The organism is Bradyrhizobium sp. SOJA106 (assembly GCF_059448745.1).
In genome coordinates, this window is sequence record NZ_CM182549.1 from 6,744,763 (window position 1) to 6,764,771 (window position 20,009).

Sequence of the window (20,009 nt, forward strand, 5' to 3'; positions counted from 1 at the left end):
CAACCGCGACCGGACATTGTAGGGCTCTCGATCTCGCCGGCAGCTCTGGCGAAGAAGGGATGGACGTGCTGACCGCCTGGCGCCTCGCCAAGGCGGGCTAATTTTCATCGCCGTGCCGGCAGTGGTCCCGGTCACCGCCGAACGGGTCCATGATCAAACCGACATTTATTCCATGCAACGGCTTCCATGCAACGGCGCAAAAAATGCCGGTGTGGAATGTTGCGAAATCGACCCGGTTGCATTTAGCTTCAGGCGACAACAGGTCCCGGGGGAAAACATGAAATCCGCATCTCGCACCCGCGCACACCATGCCGCGTCAGCCCTGCTCGCGACATCCCTGGCCAGCCTCGCAAGTGTGACTTGCCGGGCCGAGATCATCGTCACCGCCAATGACGGCAAGATGGTGCTGGAGAACGGCAATGCCGTGGTGCGCAAGCAACCGCTGCCGGATACTGTCAGCGTCATCGATCTCACCGATGGCATGCTGAAGCTTCTCGGCGAGGTACCGGCCCCCGCCAGCGTCGTCGGGCCACCGCCGAGCGTGGCGATCGCGCCGGATGGTTCGTTTGCGCTGGTGACAGGCGCCATGAAGGTCGATCCGGCCGATCCCACCAAGACGATGCCCGACGACAAGCTCTCGGTCATCGATATCAAGGCCACACCGCCAAGGGTGCTCGCGACGCTTCAGGCCGGCGCCGGTGCGGCCGGCGTCTCGATCAACCGCGCAGGCACGCTGGCGCTGGTTGCGAACCGCAGCGAAGGCACGGTCTCGGTGTTCACCATCAGCGGCAACGCGCTGGCGCCGGCCGGCAAGATCCAGCTCGGCGACGCCAAGTCGGGCCCGAGCCACGCCGTGTTCTCGCGCGATGGCGCGACCGCCCTGGTCACGCGCGACGGCGACAGCAAGATCTCGCTTCTCTCCGTGGACGGCAACAAGGTCGAGTACGCCAAGCGCGATCTCTCCGCAGGCGTGCGCCCCTACGACATCGACCTCGCCGGCAGCGCCGCGGCCGTCGTCGGCAATGTCGGAACCGGCAGCGGCGACAACGACACGATCAGCCTGATCGACATGACGGCCAAGCCAATCCGGGTCGTCACCACGGTTACCGTCGGGCAGACGCCTGAGGCGGTCAAGATGTCGCCGGACGGCAACCACGTCGCCGTCACCGTCATGAACGGCTCGAACAAGCCGTCGGCTTCGCCCTTCTTCAACGATTTCGGCCTGCTCAAGGTCTACCGGATCTCGGGCACCGATCTGACGCCGGTTGCGGAAGCCAAGATCGGCCATTGGTGTCAGGGCGCGGTGTGGTCCAAGGACTCCAAGCATGTCGTGGCGCAGTGCATGGTCGAGAACGAGCTGCTCGCCTTCTCGTTCGACGGCAAGGCGCTGACCAAGACATCGACGCTGAAGCTGCAGGTGAGCCCCGCGGGCATTCGCACCGCGGAGCCGTAAAGTCAGCGGGCGGCGCAGGCCTGCCTGCCCTACTCCGTCCGGATGGGCGCGTCCTTCAGGCCATTATTGTCATAGGCCTTGCGCAGCGTGCCGTTCGTGGTTGCGTCCGTCATGAACGTGGTCACGAAGGCCAAGGCCTGGCCGTGGCCGAGCGGGACGGCGACGGCGGTCAACGTCTTCTTGAAGGTTTCGTCGAGCACCCGCGTGCCCGGAATCTTCTGAGCCATCTTGTTGAGCTGGTCGCGCGACAGCGCGAAGGCCTCGATCGCCGTTTGCGGTGCAAGGCCGGTGACTGCCATGGCTATGGTGTTCCACGCAAGGGCATTTGTTGGTAGCCTGCCGCACCGACAGACAATCATCGGGGGCCACCGAATGACCTCAGCCAATTCCGCTTCTTCCGCACGTCGTAACGAAGCGTGGGGACATATCGGGCGAGCATTGGCCGCCACCGCGGCCGTGGTCGCGCTGGCCGGCTGCGAGGACAAGAACACGTTCGTCGCGCCGCCGCCGCCCAAGGTCGACGTGGCGACGCCCGTGCAGCGTCCGGTGACGCGCTATGTCGAAGCCACCGGCAACACCGCGCCGATCAAGAGCGTCGATCTCGTCGCGCGCGTGCAGGGCTTCCTGCAGTCGATCGACTACCAGGACGGCAGCTTCGTCAAGCAAGGCACCCAGCTGTTCACGATCGAACCGGAAACCTACAAGCTGAAGCTCGAGCAGGCGCAGGCGGCCGAGGCCGGCGCGCAAGCCTCGCTCAAGCAGGCGGAAACCGATTTCAAGCGTCAGGCGGAGCTGGTGCAGCGCCAGGCGGTCTCGCAGTCGACCTTGGATACCTCGACCGCGAACCGCGACAACGCACAGGCCAATCTGCAGCAGGCCCAGGCCAATACCAGAATTGCCGAGGTCAATTACGGCTACACCAGGGTGACGGCGCCGTTCGACGGCATCGTCAGCGCACACATGGCCTCGGTCGGCGAGCTCGTCGGCGTCTCATCCCCGACCCAGCTCGCAACCATCGTTGCGATGGACCCGATCTGGGTGAACTTCACGGTCAACGAGCAGGACGTCCTTCGCATCCGCGCCGAAGCGGCCCGCCGCGGGCTGACCGTCGCCGACCTCAAGCAGTTGCCGATCTACGTGGGCCTCCAGACCGAGACCGGCTATCCGCATGAAGGCCATCTCGACTACGTCTCGCCGACCCTCAATGCGTCGACGGGCACGCTCGCGGTGCGCGGCGTCGTGCCCAACGACAAGCGGGTGTTGCTGCCCGGCTATTTCGTCCGGGTCCGGGTGCCGTTCGATCAGGACAAGAGCGCCCTGCTCGTCCCCGACACCGCGCTCGGCAGCGACCAGGGCGGCCGCTATCTCCTCGTGGTCAACGGCGACAACGTGGTCGAGCAGCGCAAGGTGCAGATCGGCCCGACCGACAACGGCTTGCGCGTGATCGAGAACGGGCTGAAGCCCGACGACCGCGTCGTGATCGCGGGGCTCTTGCGCGTGATCCCGGGCCAGAAGATCGATCCGCAGGTGACCAAGATCGACCAGCCGCAGGCGTCGGCCAAGTGAAGGGCTGCCAGCCATGATCTCAAAGTTCTTCATCGAGCGGCCGGTCCTCTCGAACGTCATCGCGCTCCTGATGATCCTGATCGGCGGTGTCGCGCTGTTCAACCTCGCGATCGCGCAATATCCGGACGTTGTGCCGCCGACGGTGCAGGTGACGACGCGCTATCCCGGCGCGAGCGCCAAGACCGTGATCGACACAGTTGCCTTGCCGATCGAACAACAGGTCAACGGCGTCGAGGACATGCTCTACATGCAGTCCTATAGCGGCTCCGACGGCACCTACACGCTGACCGTGACCTTCAAGATCGGCACCGACCTCAACTTCGCGCAGGTGCTGGTGCAGAACCGCGTCTCCAGCGCGCTGTCGCAACTGCCGCAGGCGGTGCAGAACCAGGGTGTCACCGTGCAGAAGCGGTCGACCTCGATCCTCTTGTTCGTGACGCTGACCTCGCCGGACAAGACCTTCGACAGCCTTTACTTGAGCAACTACGCCACCATCAACATCCGCGACGAGCTCTCGCGCCTTCCCGGCGTCGGCAACGTCACGGTGTTCGGCGCCGGCCAATATTCGATGCGGGTCTGGCTCGATCCGAACAAGCTGCAGGTGCGTGGCCTCGTGCCGCAGGACGTCATCCAGGCGATCCAGCAGCAGAGCCAGCAGGTCTCCGCCGGCCAGGTCGGCGCGCCACCGACGCCGCCCGGACAGGCGTTCCAGTACACGCTCAACGTCAACGGCCGGCTCGACGACCCCACCCAGTTCGAGAACATCATCGTCAAGTCAGGCACGAGCGGCGACGTCACGCGCGTGCGCGACGTCGGCTCGGTCGAATTGGGTGCACAGACCTACAGCCAGATCTTCTCGCTGAACAAGCAGCCCGCCACCGGCATCGGCGTATTCCAGTCGCCCGGCGCCAATGCGCTCGAGGTCGAGCAGGCCGTCGAGAAGAAGATGGCGGAGCTCGCAAAAGCCTTCCCGCAAGGGATTAAGTACGACACGCCGTTCGACACCACGAAATTCGTGCAGGCTTCGGTGCACGAGGTCTACATGACCTTGATCGAGGCCGGCCTCCTGGTGCTGGTCGTGATCCTGGTGTTCCTGCAGGACTGGCGCGCGATGCTGGTGCCGGCGACGACGGTGCCCGTCACCATCATTGGCGCCTTTGCGGCAATGGCGGCGCTCGGTTTCACCATCAACATGTCGACGCTGTTCGCGATCGTGCTCGCGATCGGCATCGTGGTCGACGACGCCATCGTCGTGGTGGAAGGCGCAGCGCACAATATCGAGCAGGGCATGAACGGCCACGACGCCGCGATCAGGGCAATGGACCAGCTGTTCGCGCCGATCGTCGGCATCACGCTGGTGCTGATCTCGGTGTTCCTGCCGGCCTCGTTCCTCGCCGGCCTCACCGGGCGCATCTATTCGCAATTCGCGCTGGTGATCGCGGCAACCGCGCTGCTCTCCGCCATCAACGCGGCGACGCTGAAGCCGACGCAATGCGCGCTGTGGCTGCGGCCGGCCGTGCCGCCGGAGCAACGCAATTTCTTCTACCGCGGCTTCAACAACGTCTATAACCGCGTCGAGCGCGGCTACACGCGGCTGATCACGTTCCTGGTCAAGCACGCCACCGTCTCGGTCGCGTTCGCGCTGGTGGTGATCGGGCTCAGCGGCTACGGCCTGTCGCGGGTGCCGACCGGCTTCCTGCCGATCGAGGACCAGGGCTATCTGATCGCCGCCGTGCAACTGCCCGACGGCGCCTCGCTGGAGCGGACCCAGAAGGTGCTCGACAAGGCCGCCGACATCATCAGGGACACGCCCGGCGTCCAGCAGGTCATCACCATCGCCGGCATCTCCGCGCTCGACAACAGCGCCAGCCTTGCCAACGCCGGCGTTGCCTACATCATCCTGAAGGATTGGGGCGCGCGCAAAGGACCCGGCGAGGACCTGCGCTCGCTGGTGTACGGGCTGAACGACAACCTCGCGACCATCATGGAAGCGCGCACCATCGTGCTGCCGCCGCCGCCGATCCAGGGCATCGGCAACGCCGCCGGCTTCTCGATGCAGGTCGAGCTGCGCGACGGCAACAGCGACTTCGCAAAACTCCAGGCGATCACCGGCGCGATGGTCAGCAACGGCCAGAGCCAGAGCGCGCTGCAGCGCGTGCAGTCCTCGTTCCGTTCGTCGGTGCCGCAGTTCAATGTCGAGATCGACCGCATCAAGACCCAGACGCTGCACGTGACCACCGACCAGGTGTTCGCGGCGCTGTCGACCTATCTCGGCTCGTCCTATGTCAATCAGTTCAACAAGTTCGGCCGCGTGTTCCAGGTCTATACCCAGGCCGATCCGGCGTTCCGCGTCACCGAGCGCGACATCGCCAACATGCAAGTGCGCAACTCGAACGGCGACATGATCCCGATCGGCACCGTCGCCACGATCACGCCGGCCATCGGCCCGTCCCTGATCAGCCTCTACAATCTCTATCCATCCTCGACCATCATCGGCCTGCCCGCGCAGGGCTACTCCTCCGGGCAGTCGCTGAAGCTGATGGAGGAGATCGCGCAGAAGACGCTGCCGCCGGGCACCGGCTATGAATGGACCGCGATGTCCTATCAGGAGAAGGCGGTCTCCAACCAGATCTACTGGGTGTTCGGCCTTGCCATGCTGCTGGTCTATCTCGTGCTCGCCGGCCAGTATGAGAGCTGGTACGCGCCGATCTCGGTGATCCTCGCGGTGCCGTTGTCGCTGCTCGGGCCGATGCTGATCCTCTCGGGCCTCAAGATCGACAACAACCTCTATTGCCAGATCGGCCTGATCCTGCTCATCGCGCTCTCGGCCAAGAACGCCATCCTGATCGTCGAGGTCGGGCTCGAGCTGCACAACCGCGACGGCAAGCCGCTCTTGGAATCGGCCATCGAGGCGGCGCGCGCCCGCTTCCGCCCGATCCTGATGACGTCGTTCGCCTTCATCCTCGGTGTCGTGCCGCTGGTGATCGCGACCGGCGCCGGCGCCAGCGCGCGCAAGTCGATCGGCATCACGGTGTTCTCGGGCATGCTGGCCTCGACCTGCCTCGCGGTGCTGTTCGTGCCGGCGTTCTTCGTGGTGGTGCAGCGGTTCGAGAATTGGCGCGCGTCGAAGAAGGCGCCGAAGCCGCAGGCGACCGTGGAGGCGAAGCCTTAAGCCTTCTCGACTGGCGCCTGCCGGGCCTCGCCGCTCGACACCAGCAGCACCGAGACCTTCGACTGCCAGAGCACCGCGTCGGCGACGCCGCCGAAGGAGAGACGGTCGGCCTGAATGCGGTCGACGCCCATGACGACGAGATCGACGTCGGTGGTGTCGATCTCACGCAGGATCGCCGCCTCCGGCGCCCGGTTCACGCGCAGCGTCGTGGTGATGTCGACGTCGTAGCGGGCGGCGAGATCGCTGGTGTCCTTGAGGATGCCCGTGTCCTGGCTGAGCCCGCGCGAGGCGCCGCGCTGCGCGCCCTTGTCGCGCGTCGTCGCGACGTAGATCACCCGGAGCGAGCCCGAGCCGGCCTGCGTCAGTGCCACCGCGACCTCGGCGCCGCGCTTGGCAACGCCGCTGCCGGAGACCGGAACGAGGATGTTGAGACCGTCCGGCATCGGCTGCTTCAGATGCTTGCCCTTGGCCGCGACGATCGCGAGCGGTCCCTCGAAGTTGGCTGCGATGTCCTCGATCCTGCGGTCGAAGCGGTCCTTGGAAGCAGCGAACTTGTCGACGCCGACGACGAGGAGATCAAAGCCCTTGCGTGCTTCGTCGGCGATGGTCTCGCCGAGCTCGGAGCGCCTGGCACGCGTGACGACGTCGACGCTGCCGGCATCGCGCTCGCCATCGACGGAGACGGTTTCGGCGGCCTTCTTCACCACCGCTTCGTGGCTCTCCTCCTCGTCGCGGATCTTCTCCTGCTCGCCGGCGCGCTTGCCGATGTGCAGCACGGTGATCGGCAGGCCGCGCATACCGGCGATCAGACCCGCGATGTGCGCGGCGAAGGTGGCGTTGACGCTCTCGTCGACGGCAAGCAGCGGACGTTCGAGGTTGGCGACGAAGCCGCGCTTCTCGAATTCCTCCCGCTCCAGTCGCTCCTTCTCCTCCCTGCTCATCGGCAGCCTGGCCAGCGCCGCGCGCAGCATCGGCGGCATCGCCATGGTCGTCACGATCGCCATGGTCACGATCATCGTGAACAGGTTCTGGCTGAGCACGCCGATGGACAGGCCAATGGTGGCGATGATGACCTCGGTCGAGCCGCGCGCATTCATGCCGCTCGCCAGCGCCAGCGATTCCCGCGTGTTCAGCCCGCCGATGGTGCCGCCGACAAAGGCGCCGCCGAACTTGCCGACGCTGGCGATCACGACGAGGAGCCCGGTGAGCAGCAGGAGATGGGGATCGCGCAGCACCGAGAGGTCGGCGGCCAGGCCCGCAAGGCCGAAGAACACCGGCATGAAGAAGCTCGATATCAGGCCGCGCAGGCGCTCGTCGATCTGCCGTGTCAGGATCGGGGACTCGCCGACCAGGATGCCGGCAACGAAGGCACCGAGCACCGTGTGCACGCCGATCAGATGCGTGATCAGCGCCATCGTGCCCATCAGCAGCAGGATCACGGTGGTGACTGGCGCGGTGCTGACGAGAGCATCGTTAGCCCAGCGGATCAGCTGGAACACCAGCCGGCGGCCGACGGTGAAGCTGACCGCGAGGAAAGCGAGCGTGCCCAGCACGGCCTTCGCCACCGAAGTGATGTCGAGCGTGCCCTGCGATGCCAGGCTGAAGATGACGGCGATGATGATCCAGCCGATGGTGTCGTCGATGACGGCGGTGGCGACGATGATCTGGCCGACATTGCGGCGCATGAAGTTCATCTCGCGCACGACGACCGCGACGATCTTCACCGAGGAGATCGACAGCGCCGTGCCCATGAACAGTGAGGCCACCAGGCGCTGCTCGGGCCTTGGCAGCAGAGCATCGGGCAGGAACTCGCCAAGCGCGAAGCCGCAGGCGAAGGGAACCAGAATGCCGGCGATCGAGACCGCGATTGCCGCCTTGCCGACCTTTCTGACCAGCTTGAGGTCGGTCTCCATGCCCGTCAGCAACAGCAGCAGCAGGATTCCGAACTGGGCGATGCCGTCGATCATCGCCTTCTGCTCGGGCGTCTTCGGGAAGATCGCGGCTTGCGCCTCCGGCCAGATCCAGCCGAACAGCGACGGCCCCAGCATGATGCCGGCGAGCAGTTCGCCGATCACCGAGGGCTGGCCGATCCGCTGCATGAGTTCGCCGAGGCCGCGCCCCACCGCGATCAGCAGCACGATCTGCGCCACCAGCAGGAATTCGGACGGGCCGCCGGATTTGCTACCCGCAGCGCCGGCCGCAATGGTGGTGAGGACAAGCGCCACGGGGGCAAGGCCGGCTCGGAGCAGGCTCCACTGCATGCAGGTGTCTTTTCCCCGTCTACTGTCCCGGCAGGGTGCCGGGGCCACTTGGGGCAGAACCAGCGACAGGTGCAGCAGGTTCCCGATTCTCGCGGCGGGTTAAAGGAGGCGAAAATAAAAAGTGCGAAACAACCCCATGCACAGTAGAGATGGCGTCAAAAGGGCTAGACGAAAATTCGGCATCGCCGAAATCACTTGCGCCGTCGGGCAAAACACCGGCATAATGGCACGATGGGTGGTGTCGGCAGAGTGCCGCCTCATCCGGTCATTGCGAGCGCAGCACAGCAATGACGGAGGCCTCACGCCGCCTGCGGCGAGCGGATCTCGCGCGGCAGGATGATCGCCGCCGCGATCGCGAGCAGGCAGAGGCCGGCGAACGCGTGCAGCATGGTGACGAAGCCGCCCTGCTCGTAGAGCCAGGCGACGAGCCCGACGGAGGCCCCGGCCGCGGTGAATCCGACGAAATAGCGCACCGCGTAGGCGCGCGAGCGCCACTCTTCGGTGGTGTATTTGCCGACCATGGCATCGTTCACCGTGACCTGCCCGAACGCGCCCATGACGATTCCGATCGAGACCACGATCAGCGGCAGATTGCTCAGGCTCGCGGCGAGATACAGGAACGGCGCCAGCATGAAGGACAGCGGCAGCGCCACCGCCTTCAGCGAGTAGCGGTCGAGCAAACGCCCGATCGTGTACTGCGTCATCGCGCCGAACACGTAGACGCAGGCGGCGATGACGCCGAGCAGCGCCGGGCTCTTGGTGAGATCGGCCAGCCGCTCCGCGAATAGCTTTGGCAGCGCCACTGTGACGGCATTGAACGTGGTCGAGATCGCGATCACCACGATCAAGAGCGACAGCACCACGCGCCACATGTCCTGCTTTGCCACCCGCGCCTGCGCCGCCGCCTGCTTCGAGCCTTTGCGGTCCTCGTGCACGACCATCATCGCGAACGCGATGCCGATCAGGATGGTGACGGCGCCGGGAATGATGAAAGCCAATCGCCAGCCGAGATATTGGCCGATCACGCCGGTAACGAGCGCCGAGGAGGCGACGCCGAGGTTGCCCCAGACGCCGTTGATGCCCATCTCGCGGCCGAGCCGGTCGGCATAGGACACGATCATGGCGGTGCCGACGGGATGGTAGATGGAGGCGAAGATGCCGATCGCGAGCAGCGCGGCGCCGAGCTGCGCCGGGGTCTGCACCAAGCCGACCGAGATCATCGAGGCGCCGATGCCGACGAAGAAGATCAGCATCATGTGGCGGCGGCTCCAGCGGTCCCCGAGCCAGCCTGTCAGCAGCGAGCCGGCGCCGAACGCGACGAAGCCCGGCGTCGCATAGGGCAGCAGCTCCGAATAGGCCATGCCGAGCGCCGGGCCCATGATGATCACGGCGGCGGCAAAGATCAGCATCGAATAGTGGTCGATGAAATGGCCTGCGTTGACGAAACTGATGACCCGGCTGGGGCTGTTCATGTCCCGAATCCTCTCCTGCTCCGAAATGAGTTATATGTCGGAGCCATGACGGGATGCTGCCAATGACTGTCTTGGAAACGCCAATCTTGGAAACGCCAATCCTGCGGGAGGTCCAGGGCAACCACCGCTCGACCGCAGGCGTGCACCTGGTCGCGCGCGACTATCCCAAAGGCATGCGAATCGATCTGCACATGCACCGCGAGGCGCAGCTGATCTATGCGGCACGCGGCACCATGCAGGTGACGACGCCCGGGGGGCGCTGGCTGGTGCCGCCGGACCGCGCGGTCTGGGTCCCGGCCGGGCTCGAGCACGCCATCGACCTGCTCGCCGACATCGAGATGCGCACGCTGTATTTCGATCTCGCCTGGCTCAAGCGCGAACAGCGCTATGAGGGACTGACCAGGGAATTCGTGGTGCGGGTGTCGCCGCTGCTCAACCAGGCGATCCTCGCGCTGTTCGACGCGCGCAACACCGAGGAGCGGACTGAACTGCTGGTCCGCCTCGTCATGCTGGAACTGCACCAGGCCGAGGATTCCGCGACCTTCGTGCCGTTGCCGCATGAGCCGCGCTGCCGCCGCGCCGCGATGATCGTGCTGGACGATCCCACCGGCCTGCACGATATCGACACACTGGCGCGCGAGGTCGGAACCTCCGCGCGGACGCTGTCGCGGCTGTTCTCAAGCGAGACGCAGCTGAGCTTCAAGAGCTGGTGCCAGCGCGCCAGGATTGCGGCGGCGATCCAGCGGATATCGACGGATGCGAGCGTCTCGGTGAAGCAGCTCGCGACCCAGCTCGGCTATGCCAGCGTGCCGGCATTCTCGGCGGCGTTCCGGCAGGTGACCGGCCGGACGCCGACGGAGTTTGCCGGGAAGGGATAGCCGCTCCCTCAGTGTCATTGCCCGCGAAGGCGGGCAATCCAGTATTCCACCAGCGCTGGTGATTGAACCGACGGGCCGCGGCGTACTGGATGCCCCGCCTCCGCGGGGCATGACAGCGCGTTTTGGAGTCAGCACCGTCCGGCACATCCCCGGCCCCTCACCCGGCATGCCAGCATTCTTCAAACGCAAGGCCCGACTAAAGATGCCGCATTCCCCGGCTTGATTGTGATCGGCTTCCGACTAAATCCCGTGTAAGCTTCCGCATCGCACAAACCTGACACGAAAGCCCAGATGGCCAACGCCTTCTTCTCCGACCTGCTCGCTACCATCTCCGAGCGCGGCCGCACGCTGCTTCGCCGCGGTGACGGTTTTGACACCAAGCACGACGCCGACGGCTTGATTGCGCTCTGCGGCGCGCTGCTGTCGGGCCGGGGCGAAGCCTCCGGCACCGCCATGGCGCGCGAGGTGCTCGATCTCTACAGGGATCTTGATGCGGCAGGACGCCGCGCTTTCTTCGAAGCGCTGGTGCGCGATTTCGGCCCGGACCGGGAGCGCCTCGCCAAGGCGATCGAGACATGGCGGGCCAAGCCGACCGACGAGGACGCAAGCAGCCTGCATTTCGCCTCCGAGCCGCGGCGGCAGGAGCTGATCCGCCGCCTGAACCGTGCGCCCGGTGGGACCGGCGATCTCGTCGCCATGCGCGCCGATCTGCTTGGCATGATGAACGGACACACCGACCTCGCCGCGCTCGATCGCGACATCTCGCATCTTCTTTCTTCGTGGTTCAACAGGGGGTTTCTCGTGCTGCGCAGGATTGACTGGTCGACCCCGGCCAACATCCTCGAAAAGATCATCCGTTACGAAGCCGTGCACGAGATCTCCGACTGGGACGATCTGCGCCGCCGCATCGATCCGGTCGACCGCCGCTGCTACGCCTTCTTCCATCCCGCGATGGTTGACGAGCCCTTGATCTTCGTCGAGGTGGCGCTGACCGAGACGATTCCGGGTGCCATTGCGCCGCTGCTCGCGGTCGACCGCCAGCATCTGCCGAGCGAGCGCGCGCGCACCGCCGTGTTCTACTCGATCTCCAACACCCAGCGCGGCCTTGGCGGCATCTCGTTCGGCAGCTTCCTGATCAAGCAGGTGGTCGAGGAACTGCGCCGCGAGCTGCCGAAGCTCGACACCTTCGTGACGTTGTCGCCGGTGCCGGGCTTCATGCAGTGGATCAAGCAGGACAGGGACCTGCCGCTGTCGGACGAGGACCGCGAGCTCATAAAGCGCCTCGACGATCCCAAATGGTTCGAGAACCCTGAGACGACGACGCAGCTTCGCGCCTTGATCGAGCCGCTCGCCGCGCATTATTTCCTGAAGGCGCGTACGCCGAAGGGCAAGCTGATCGACTCGGTCGCCCGCTTCCATCTCGGCAACGGCGCCCGGCTCGAACGCATCAACTGGCTCGGAGACCTCTCGCCCAAGGGCGTGCGCGAATCCGCCGGCGTGATGGTCAACTATCTCTACCGCCTCGACGACATCGAGAAGAACCACGAGGCCTACGCCAATGACGGCGAGGTCGTGGCGTCGAGCGCGGTGAAGAAGCTGCTGAAGGGCGAGGGGCGCAGGTTGCTCGATATGCGCCTGTCGTAGCGGACGCTCCCGCCACATGGTCATTGCGCTAAGCGCAGCGACGAAGCAATCCAGGTTGCCTCCGCGGAAAGATTCTGGATTGCTTCGCTGCGCTCGCAATGACGGAGGATGTTGCGTCAGCGGGACCTACTCCGCCAGGGCCTTCATCTCCTTGCACAGATCTGATTTGCCCTCGAAGCCGATGCCCGGCAGATCGGGCATGGTGATGTGGCCGTTCTCGACGCGGACGCCGTCGGGGAAGCCCCCGTAGGACGATGCGGACGGACATGGGGTCAAGCTTCCTGTTGGCGTCATTCCGGGGCGATGCGCAGCATCCAACCCGGAATCTCGAGATTCCGGGTTCGCGCTATCGCGCGCCCCGGAATGACGGCTTCGCCGTCACTTCTTGTCCCTGAAATACGGTTCTACCGGCCCGTGCACCTTGATGGTCAGCGGGTTGCCGTAGCGGTCCTTGGCGTTCCCTGCGGTGACGCGGACCCAGCCTTCGCTGATACAGTACTCCTCGACATTGGTCTTCTCGATGCCCTTGAAGCGGATGCCGACGTCGCGCGCCAGAATGTCCGCGTTGTAATAGGGGCTGTTCGGATCGACCGACAGACGGTCGGGAAATTCGTCGCTCATGATTGTCTCGCTCACAACAGTGTTTCGATTTGATTGCGCAGCGCTTCAGGCCGCGCGGTCGGCGCATAGCGCGCGATCACCTTGCCGGCACGGTCCACCAGGAATTTGGTGAAATTCCATTTGATGGAGGCTCCTAGCAGGCCGGATTGCTGGCGTTTCAGGTATTCGTACAACGGATGCGCCTTCGGTCCGTTGACGTCGATCTTCTCGAACAGGGGAAAGGTGACGTCGTAGTTGGTCGAGCAGAACGCCTGGATCTCGCTCGCCTCTCCCGGCTCCTGCGCGCCGAACTGGTTGCAGGGAAAGCCGAGCACGGAGAAGCCGCGCGGGGAGAGATCGCGGTAGAGATCCTCGAGGCCCCGATATTGCGGCGTGAAACCGCATTTGCTCGCGGTATTGACGATCAGCAGCACCTGCCCCTCGAAGCGGCGCATCGGCACTTCTTCCCCGGCGAGCGAATTGGCCTTGAAGTCGTAGATCGCGGACATCGCTAACCCACGGGGTCGATCGGCGAGGGCGGCACGCCGCCCGCCTCGATCGCTTCGCCCGCAAGGAGGCAAAGATCCTCGCGATAGCGGCCGGAGACGATGTGCACGCCGACCGGCGCCTTGCCGACGAGGCCGGTGGAGACCACGAGGCCCGGCAATCCCATGAAGGGAATGGCGATCTGCGGCAGCTGCGCTTCCCAGACGCGCTTGAAGGAGGCGTCGTCCTTGCGGTCGAGATGATCGGGGAACGGCAGCTCGCCGGAGACCGGCGTCAGCAGCACGGCGTAGCGTTCGAAGAACAGCATCCACTCGCGCGTCAGCGTGGCTCTTCGGGTCAGCGCCTTGGCGTAATTGGCCTGGTCCATCGGCGTGACCCGGGCGCGGTTGCCGCGAAGGCACGCCAGCGCGCCGGGATCGCCCTCGCGCTCGGCCATCTCCAGCTGCGCCTCATAGCCGTCGCCGAGCCAGAGTTTGATTTGCCACTCGACCGCCTCGCGCATCGGCGGGGTGTCCTCGATCACGTCCACGGTCCAGCCGGCACGTTCGAGGCGCTTGCCGGCATCGCTCACCGCCGCCTTCACTTCCGGCGCAGTCGCAAGGCCGTTCGGGTTGAGGCAGAGCGCGGCGCGCTTCGGCCGTGCCGGGCCTTCCAGCGGCACCGGTGCGAACCAGGGGTCGCGGATGTCGCGGGCGGACATCGCTTCGAGCGAGATGCGCAAATCATGGATGGTGCGCGCCAGCGGACCCGATACCGCCATGATCTGCGGGCCGATCGGACGCTCCGGCAGCGCGGGATTGAAGGCGGGGATACGGCCCAAGGTCGGGCGCAGGCCGTGCACGCCGCAGGCATAGGCGGGATAGCGGATCGAGCCGGCGATGTCGGTGCCGTGGGCGATGTGGCCGATGCCGGCCGCGACCGCCGAGCCGGCGCCACCAGACGAGCCGCCCGGCGTCAGTGAGGCATCGCGGGGGTTCTTGGTATCGCCATGGACGAGGTTGGTGGTGAACCAGCGATAGGAGAACGCCGGGCAATTGGTGCGACCAAGCAGAATGGCGCCTGATTTGCGGAAATTGGCGACCACCGGATTGTCCTCGCGCGCAATCAGGTCGCGCTGGAGTTTCAGGCCGTTGGTGGTGGCAAAGCCTTCCTGGTCGACATTGGCCTTGATGGTGATGGGCACGCCGGCGAGCACGCCGGGGTCCTCCCCGCGGGCGATGGTGGCATCGACGGCGTCGGCCTGCTTGAGCACGTCCTCGGGCCGGTGGTCGATCACGGCGTTGAGTTTTGGATTGACGGCATCCAGGCGGTCGAGACCGGCCTTGGCCGCCTCCTTGGCGGATACCTTCTTGGACCTGACGAGGGCGGCGAGGTCGGCGGCCGACAGGCGCCAGAGATCTTGCATGGTTTGCTCCGTGTAACCGGCGTCTTTTAGCGCCGGGAACGCGGCAAAGCCATGCGGATTTCGCAGGGAGGAAGAGCGGGTTAGTGCCGCGTCGCCGACTGGTCCGGCATGTCCAGCAGGGCCTCGGTGAAGGGAAACTCCAGCACGATCTCGCCGTCGCCGTCGGTGACCTCGATGACGGCCTCGAGCAGCGCCGGCTGCGCCCCCTCGGATTTCACCACTTCCAGGATCATCTGGCGGGCGACCTCCCAGGCGCGGTCGGGGTTGCGCAGGTCCTCTCCGTCAGGATCCACGATCAGTTCGTCGCCGATGCGGGTGTTGAAGAAGTATTTGGGCATCACGAGGTCCACTTGGGTCGCCTGTACCGGATTGACAGCTGCAGTGCGCTCACAACTGCTTTATCAGGACAGCGTTCACGACCGAATGCGCCAAGCGCAAGGCAGCGTCACCGGAAGTGATGTTCCATTACCGTTTTTCGCGGCGCAACATGCGCGCGCTCGGGAAAATTTCACTGGCGAACTTTTGCGCGCGCATTACCTTAATCCACGGGCGGACACGTCCGAATTTCGCGAAATGGAGAGCCAAAATGGCCTGGAAAGCCCCGAAGATCGTCGAAGTGCCCTGCGGCATGGAAATCAACATGTATGTGAGCGCCACCCGCAAGTAAGCGGTTGGTGCATTTGCGTTCTGCGCAGGTGGGTCTCTTGGTCACGATCGGTGTCCGAATGACGGAAACCGTGTTGGCCTGAGATCCACTTCGCGAATTTGCCTCCAGGAGACGGATCATGCTTCGCGTCGTCGTCCTGGGCGCCGGGGCCGGCGGCGGAGTCCCGCAATGGAATTGCGGCTGTGAGGGCTGCCGGGCGGCCCGTGCGAACGGGCATGACCTCCAGAGAACCCAGGCCTCGGTCGCCTTCAGCGGCGATGGCGAGCACTGGTTCCTGATCAACGCCTCCCCCGACCTTCGCCAGCAATTGAATGCCACGCCGCAGCTGCATCCGAGGCCTGGCGCGCTGCGCCATACGCCTGTTGCAGGCGTGATCCTGACCAACGGCGAAGTGGACGCGGTGGCCGGCCTGCTCTCGATGCGCGAGGGCTCGCCCTTCACGGTCTATGCCCACGAGAAGGTGCTGGCGATCCTTGCCAGCAACAGCATCTTCAACGTGCTGAACGAGAAGACTGTCAAGCGCCAGCCGATCGGGATCGGCGAGCCGTTCGAGCCGCGGCTGACCGACGGCACCCGCTCGGGGCTGGAGGTGCTGCCCTTCGCCGTGCCGGGCAAGTCGGCCTGGTACCTCGAAGGCAAGGCGCATCCCGGCGGCGAGAGCGGCGACGGCGATACGCTGGGGCTGAAGATCACCGACAAGTCGACCGGCAAATGCTTCTACTTCATCGCCGCCTGCGCCGAGGTGACCGATGCACTCAAGGCCGAGATCGACGGCGCCGCGCTCGTATTCTTCGACGGCACGGTCTGGCAGGATGACGAGATGATCAGGGCCGGGCTCGGCCACAAGACCGGCAAGAGCATGGGCCACGTCGCGATGTCCGGGCACGCTGGCGCGATCGCACGGCTGGCCGATCTCACTATCGACAGGAAGATGTTTCTGCATATCAACAACTCGAATCCGGCGTTGCTGCCCGGCTCAAGCGAGCGCAAGACTGCCGAACAGGCGGGCTGGCAGATACCCGCCGATGGAACGGAGATCGTGCTGTGAATGCCGCGTCCATGACGGGAATGACCGCGCTCTCGATCGGCAAGGACATCCGCCTCAACTCGGCGGAGGAGCTCGAGGCGACGCTGCGCCACATCGGCGCGACGCGCTATCACAGCCTGCATCCGTTCCATAAGCTGTTGCACGGCGGCAAGTTGAACAAGGGCCAGGTGCAGGCCTGGGCGCTGAACCGCTACTACTATCAGAGCACGATCCCGATCAAGGACGCGGTGGTGATCTCGCGCTTCCGCGACCGCGCCACGCGCCTCGAATGGCGCCACCGCATCGAAGACCATGACGGTGATGTCGGCTCCGAGGGCGGCATCGAGCGCTGGCTGAAGCTGACCGAAGGCCTCGGCCTCGACACCGCCTATGTGGAATCCACCGAAGGCATCTTGCCGGCGACGCGCTTCGCCGTCGAGGCCTATGTCCATTACTGCCGCGAGAAGACGCCGCTGGAGGCGATCGCCTCCTCGCTGACCGAGCTGTTCGCGCCGAACCTGCACGAGGAGCGCATCTCCGGCATGCTGGAGCATTACGACTTCGTCAATCCCGACATCATGAGCTACTTCAAGCGACGCCTCGCGCAGGCGCCGCGCGACGCGGGCTTCGCGCTCGATTATGTCAAGGCGCATGCCACGACGCCGGAGCAGCGCGCGCTTGTGTGCAACGCGCTGATCTTCAAGACCAACGTGCTGTGGGTGCAGCTCGATGCGCTGTATCATGCCTATGTCGAGGGCCACATTCCGCCGGGCGCCTTCGTGCCCAAAGCGAGCTGAGGAACAGAGCAATGGCCGGGCCGCGGAACATCAGCGTCAACGAGGCAAGCCGCCCCGTGCTGCCGCGGCATGCCAAGCTGAGATATGACGAGACGCGCAAGGTCTGGGTGATCCTGGCGCCCGAGCGCGTGCTGGCGCCTGACGAGATCGCGGTCGAGGTGCTGCAGCTCTGCAATGGCGAGCGCAATGTCGGCGACGTCGCCGATCAGCTTGCCGCCAAATACGCAGCTCCACGCGAGGCGATCCTCACGGACGTCATCGCCATGCTGCAGGATCTCGCCGACAAGGGCTTTCTCACCGAGGCCCGGGAGAAGACGTCATGACCGACGTGCTCGGCAATCCCGCTATCCCGCCCGCGGCCAGCGACAGCCTCGCGGTGCTGGAGAAGCAGCGCTCGACGGCGGAGACCTTTGGCATCCCGCTTGCGGTGCTGCTCGAGATCACCCACCGCTGCCCGCTGCAATGCCCCTATTGCTCCAACCCGGTCGAGCTCGACCGCTCGGCTAAGGAGCTGGCCACCGAGGAATGGAAGAAGGTCTTGACCGAGCTCGCCGAGATCGGCGTGCTGCAGGTGCATTTCTCCGGCGGCGAGCCGACGGCGCGCAAGGACCTCGTCGAGCTGGTCAAGCACGCCAGCGATGCCGGCCTCTACACCAACCTCATCACCTCGGCCGTGCTGCTGACGCGCGAGAAGCTGAGCGATCTCGCGGATGCCGGCCTCTGCCATGTGCAGATCTCTTTCCAGGGCATCGAGGAAGGCCTTGCCGATCGCGTCGCCGGCTACAAGGGCGCACATCGCAAGAAGCTCGAGGTCGCAAAGTGGACGCGTGAGCTCGACCTGCCGCTCACCGTCAACGCGGTGATGCACCGGCAGAACCTGCATCAGCTCCCCGACATCATCCAGATGTCGCTCGATCTCGACGCCGACCGGCTCGAGGTCGCCAATGTGCAATATTACGGCTGGGCGCTGAAGAACCGCGCCGCCTTGATGCCGACGGTAGCGCAGCTCGAGGAGTGCACCCGCCTCGTCGAGGAGGCACGCGAGCGGCTCAAGGGGCGGCTGACCATCGACTACGTCGTGCCCGACTATTACGCGCTGCGGCCGAAGAAGTGCATGGGCGGCTGGGGCCGGCAGTTCTTCAACATCTCGCCCGCCGGCAAGGTGCTGCCCTGCCATGCCGCCGAGAGCATCACCGGGCTCGACTTCGAATCCGTGCGCTCCAACCATTCGATCGCCTGGATCTGGCAGAACTCCGACGCCTTCAACCGCTATCGCGGCACCGGCTGGATGAAGGAGCCGTGCAAGTCCTGCGAATTCCGCGAGATCGATTTCGGCGGCTGCCGCTGCCAGGCCTTTGCGTTGACGGGCGATGCCGCCAACACCGACCCTGCTTGTGCGCTGTCGCCGCTGCACGAGACCATCTTCAAGCAGGCCGAGCGCGAGGCTGAGGGCGAGACCAACCGCTTCCTCTATCGCAATTTCGCCGGCGGCACTCTGGAATCCGAGAATGGTGCCTGACGCCGACGCGGCCGCATCCGCCAAACGCGCCGATCCCTTTGCCCCTCTGACCTCCGACATGCTCGACGTCGGCGACGGTCACGAGCTCTATGTCGAGAGCGTCGGCCGCCCCGACGGCATCCCCGCGATCTATCTGCATGGCGGTCCCGGCTCTGGCTGCCAGCCCGATCATCGCAAGCTGTTCGATCCCGAACGCTTCTGCGCCGTGCTGTTCGACCAGCGCGGCTGCGGCCGCAGCCGTCCCAAGGGATCGCGCGAACACAACACGACGGCGCATCTCGTCGCGGACATGGAGAAGATTCGCGAGAAGTTCGGGTTCGAACGCTGGATGCTGGTCGGCGGCTCCTGGGGCGCGACGCTGGCGCTGGCCTATGCAGAGGCGCATCCCGGGCGTGTCTCCGGCATCGCGCTGCGCGCGACGTTCCTCGGCACGCGGGGCGAGGTCGAGACCGCCTTCACCGCGCGCCTGTCGCAATTCTATCCCGCGCTCTCCGAGGATTTCCTGGGCGTGCTGCCGCCCGAGGAGCGCAGCCGTCCCGTCGATGCCTATTGGCGCCGCATCCTCGATGCCGATCCGGCGGTGCACGGGCCGGCGGCGCGGGCCTGGCATGATACCGAGCGCACATTGTCCGAGCACAAGCCGGCCAAGACGCGGCTGGATCTCGCCTCGCTCAATATCTGGCGCACGCTGCCGGCGACGCCGTTCATGGAAGCGCATTATTTCGTCAACAATTCCTTCATGAGCGAAGGCCAGCTGTTGCGCAACGCTGAAAAGCTCGCGGGCATTCCCGGCATCATCGTCCAGGGACGCTACGATCTGTTGTGCCCGCCCGAGACGTCTCATGCGCTCGCGAAAGTCTGGCCCGGTTCGGAGATTCGGATCGTGGAAGAAGCCGGCCATTCGCTCTATGATGCCGGCGTGAGGGACGCGGTCATGAGGGCGATCGCAGACGTCGCGTCGAAGATCTCGCGATAAGGATCTATCCCCTCATCCTGAGGATGCGCGCCCTTGCGCGCGTCTCGAACGATGAAGGCCGAGAT

17 protein-coding genes and 2 pseudogenes are annotated in these 20,009 nt (G+C 65.3%); 11 read left to right on the forward strand and 8 right to left on the reverse strand.

Features of this window, described 5'->3' with window-relative positions; all coding sequences use genetic code 11:
• Positions 1-277 precede the first annotated feature (277 nt).
• Complete coding sequence (locus tag AC5V87_RS31825) at positions 278-1,453, forward strand: YncE family protein (protein ID WP_495368853.1); 1,176 nt, start codon at positions 278-280, stop codon at positions 1,451-1,453.
• A gap of 29 nt (positions 1,454-1,482) precedes the next feature.
• Here AC5V87_RS31825 and AC5V87_RS31830 read toward each other — a convergent pair.
• Positions 1,483-1,719 (reverse strand): annotated as a pseudogene (locus AC5V87_RS31830) (amino acid ABC transporter substrate-binding protein); the annotation flags it as partial.
• 106 nt (positions 1,720-1,825) lie between these two features.
• On the opposite strand from AC5V87_RS31830, the gene AC5V87_RS31835 reads away from it, so the two are divergent.
• Both AC5V87_RS31835 and AC5V87_RS31840 read left to right on the forward strand, forming a co-directional pair.
• On the forward strand, positions 1,826-3,019 hold the full coding sequence (locus tag AC5V87_RS31835) for an efflux RND transporter periplasmic adaptor subunit (RefSeq protein WP_495368854.1): 1,194 nt from the start codon (positions 1,826-1,828) through the stop codon (positions 3,017-3,019).
• A 13-nt stretch (positions 3,020-3,032) separates the two neighbouring features.
• A complete protein-coding gene (locus AC5V87_RS31840) occupies positions 3,033-6,191 on the forward strand; it encodes an efflux RND transporter permease subunit (RefSeq protein ID WP_495368855.1) in 3,159 nt (1,052 codons plus the stop codon).
• On the opposite strand, the gene AC5V87_RS31845 is transcribed toward AC5V87_RS31840, so the two are convergent.
• Together AC5V87_RS31845 and AC5V87_RS31850 are read right to left on the reverse strand one after the other, a co-directional pair.
• Positions 6,188-8,452 carry a cation:proton antiporter domain-containing protein gene (locus tag AC5V87_RS31845; RefSeq protein ID WP_495368856.1) on the reverse strand — a complete coding sequence of 755 codons (2,265 nt, stop codon included), beginning with the start codon at positions 8,450-8,452 and terminating at the stop codon, positions 6,188-6,190. The two genes, AC5V87_RS31840 and AC5V87_RS31845, sit on opposite strands and share 4 nt — an antisense overlap.
• Before the next feature lie 299 nt (positions 8,453-8,751).
• Positions 8,752-9,924, reverse strand: a complete 1,173-nt coding sequence (locus AC5V87_RS31850) for an MFS transporter (protein WP_495368857.1) — start codon at positions 9,922-9,924, stop codon at positions 8,752-8,754.
• Positions 9,925-9,977: 53 nt separating this feature from the next.
• Here AC5V87_RS31850 and AC5V87_RS31855 point away from each other — a divergent pair, with 53 nt between their 5' ends.
• Together AC5V87_RS31855 and AC5V87_RS31860 are read left to right on the forward strand one after the other, a co-directional pair.
• Complete coding sequence (locus AC5V87_RS31855) at positions 9,978-10,802, forward strand: AraC family transcriptional regulator (RefSeq protein ID WP_495368858.1); 825 nt, start codon at positions 9,978-9,980, stop codon at positions 10,800-10,802.
• A gap of 291 nt (positions 10,803-11,093) precedes the next feature.
• On the forward strand, positions 11,094-12,446 hold the full coding sequence (locus AC5V87_RS31860; RefSeq protein ID WP_495368859.1) for a malonyl-CoA decarboxylase: 1,353 nt from the start codon (positions 11,094-11,096) through the stop codon (positions 12,444-12,446).
• A gap of 126 nt (positions 12,447-12,572) precedes the next feature.
• Here the strand turns inward: AC5V87_RS31860 and AC5V87_RS31865 are convergent.
• The 5 genes and pseudogenes from AC5V87_RS31865 to AC5V87_RS31885 all read right to left on the reverse strand — a co-directional run.
• Positions 12,573-12,695, reverse strand: a pseudogene (locus AC5V87_RS31865) (mandelate racemase); the annotation flags it as partial.
• 129 nt (positions 12,696-12,824) lie between these two features.
• A complete protein-coding gene (locus AC5V87_RS31870) occupies positions 12,825-13,067 on the reverse strand; it encodes a DUF3297 family protein (RefSeq protein ID WP_035730878.1) in 243 nt (80 codons plus the stop codon).
• An 11-nt stretch (positions 13,068-13,078) separates the two neighbouring features.
• Positions 13,079-13,555, reverse strand: a complete 477-nt coding sequence (locus AC5V87_RS31875; RefSeq protein WP_456843136.1) for a glutathione peroxidase — start codon at positions 13,553-13,555, stop codon at positions 13,079-13,081.
• A gap of 2 nt (positions 13,556-13,557) precedes the next feature.
• On the reverse strand, positions 13,558-14,958 hold the full coding sequence (locus AC5V87_RS31880; RefSeq protein WP_495368860.1) for an amidase family protein: 1,401 nt from the start codon (positions 14,956-14,958) through the stop codon (positions 13,558-13,560).
• Positions 14,959-15,038: 80 nt separating this feature from the next.
• Positions 15,039-15,296 (reverse strand): DUF6894 family protein, encoded by a 258-nt coding sequence (locus AC5V87_RS31885; protein WP_456843562.1) that lies wholly within the window; start codon positions 15,294-15,296, stop codon positions 15,039-15,041.
• Positions 15,297-15,544: 248 nt separating this feature from the next.
• Between AC5V87_RS31885 and pqqA the strand changes: the two genes are divergently transcribed.
• The 6 genes from pqqA to pip all read left to right on the forward strand — a co-directional run bounded on the left by pqqA (position 15,545) and on the right by pip (position 19,944).
• Positions 15,545-15,625 (forward strand): pyrroloquinoline quinone precursor peptide PqqA, encoded by an 81-nt coding sequence (gene pqqA / locus AC5V87_RS31890; protein ID WP_007595659.1) that lies wholly within the window; start codon positions 15,545-15,547, stop codon positions 15,623-15,625.
• A 118-nt stretch (positions 15,626-15,743) separates the two neighbouring features.
• Positions 15,744-16,673, forward strand: a complete 930-nt coding sequence (pqqB, locus tag AC5V87_RS31895; RefSeq protein WP_495368861.1) for a pyrroloquinoline quinone biosynthesis protein PqqB — start codon at positions 15,744-15,746, stop codon at positions 16,671-16,673.
• Positions 16,674-16,693: 20 nt separating this feature from the next.
• Positions 16,694-17,449: a pyrroloquinoline-quinone synthase PqqC gene (pqqC, locus tag AC5V87_RS31900; RefSeq protein WP_495371982.1), complete on the forward strand. Its 756-nt coding sequence runs from the start codon at positions 16,694-16,696 to the stop codon at positions 17,447-17,449.
• A gap of 11 nt (positions 17,450-17,460) precedes the next feature.
• On the forward strand, positions 17,461-17,772 hold the full coding sequence (gene pqqD, locus AC5V87_RS31905; protein WP_456843133.1) for a pyrroloquinoline quinone biosynthesis peptide chaperone PqqD: 312 nt from the start codon (positions 17,461-17,463) through the stop codon (positions 17,770-17,772).
• Complete coding sequence (pqqE, locus tag AC5V87_RS31910; protein ID WP_495368862.1) at positions 17,769-18,968, forward strand: pyrroloquinoline quinone biosynthesis protein PqqE; 1,200 nt, start codon at positions 17,769-17,771, stop codon at positions 18,966-18,968. Before pqqD ends, pqqE begins: the two co-directional genes overlap by 4 nt.
• A complete protein-coding gene (gene pip / locus AC5V87_RS31915; protein ID WP_495368863.1) occupies positions 18,958-19,944 on the forward strand; it encodes a prolyl aminopeptidase in 987 nt (328 codons plus the stop codon). Before pqqE ends, pip begins: the two co-directional genes overlap by 11 nt.
• Positions 19,945-20,009 lie beyond the last annotated feature (65 nt).

Excerpts from the sequence above, each read along its gene's own strand:
- AC5V87_RS31825 (WP_495368853.1), top strand. The coding sequence starts at position 278 with ATGAAATCCGCATCTCGCACCCGCGCACACCATGCCGCGTCAGCCCTG.
- AC5V87_RS31835 (WP_495368854.1), top strand. The coding sequence starts at position 1,826 with ATGACCTCAGCCAATTCCGCTTCTTCCGCACGTCGTAACGAAGCGTGG.
- AC5V87_RS31840 (WP_495368855.1), top strand. The coding sequence starts at position 3,033 with ATGATCTCAAAGTTCTTCATCGAGCGGCCGGTCCTCTCGAACGTCATC.
- AC5V87_RS31845 (WP_495368856.1), bottom strand. The coding sequence starts at position 8,452 with ATGCAGTGGAGCCTGCTCCGAGCCGGCCTTGCCCCCGTGGCGCTTGTC.
- AC5V87_RS31850 (WP_495368857.1), bottom strand. The coding sequence starts at position 9,924 with ATGAACAGCCCCAGCCGGGTCATCAGTTTCGTCAACGCAGGCCATTTC.
- AC5V87_RS31855 (WP_495368858.1), top strand. The coding sequence starts at position 9,978 with ATGCTGCCAATGACTGTCTTGGAAACGCCAATCTTGGAAACGCCAATC.
- AC5V87_RS31860 (WP_495368859.1), top strand. The coding sequence starts at position 11,094 with ATGGCCAACGCCTTCTTCTCCGACCTGCTCGCTACCATCTCCGAGCGC.
- AC5V87_RS31870 (WP_035730878.1), bottom strand. The coding sequence starts at position 13,067 with ATGAGCGACGAATTTCCCGACCGTCTGTCGGTCGATCCGAACAGCCCC.
- AC5V87_RS31875 (WP_456843136.1), bottom strand. The coding sequence starts at position 13,555 with ATGTCCGCGATCTACGACTTCAAGGCCAATTCGCTCGCCGGGGAAGAA.
- AC5V87_RS31880 (WP_495368860.1), bottom strand. The coding sequence starts at position 14,958 with ATGCAAGATCTCTGGCGCCTGTCGGCCGCCGACCTCGCCGCCCTCGTC.
- AC5V87_RS31885 (WP_456843562.1), bottom strand. The coding sequence starts at position 15,296 with ATGCCCAAATACTTCTTCAACACCCGCATCGGCGACGAACTGATCGTG.
- pqqA (WP_007595659.1), top strand. The coding sequence starts at position 15,545 with ATGGCCTGGAAAGCCCCGAAGATCGTCGAAGTGCCCTGCGGCATGGAA.
- pqqB (WP_495368861.1), top strand. The coding sequence starts at position 15,744 with ATGCTTCGCGTCGTCGTCCTGGGCGCCGGGGCCGGCGGCGGAGTCCCG.
- pqqC (WP_495371982.1), top strand. The coding sequence starts at position 16,694 with ATGACCGCGCTCTCGATCGGCAAGGACATCCGCCTCAACTCGGCGGAG.
- pqqD (WP_456843133.1), top strand. The coding sequence starts at position 17,461 with ATGGCCGGGCCGCGGAACATCAGCGTCAACGAGGCAAGCCGCCCCGTG.
- pqqE (WP_495368862.1), top strand. The coding sequence starts at position 17,769 with ATGACCGACGTGCTCGGCAATCCCGCTATCCCGCCCGCGGCCAGCGAC.
- pip (WP_495368863.1), top strand. The coding sequence starts at position 18,958 with ATGGTGCCTGACGCCGACGCGGCCGCATCCGCCAAACGCGCCGATCCC.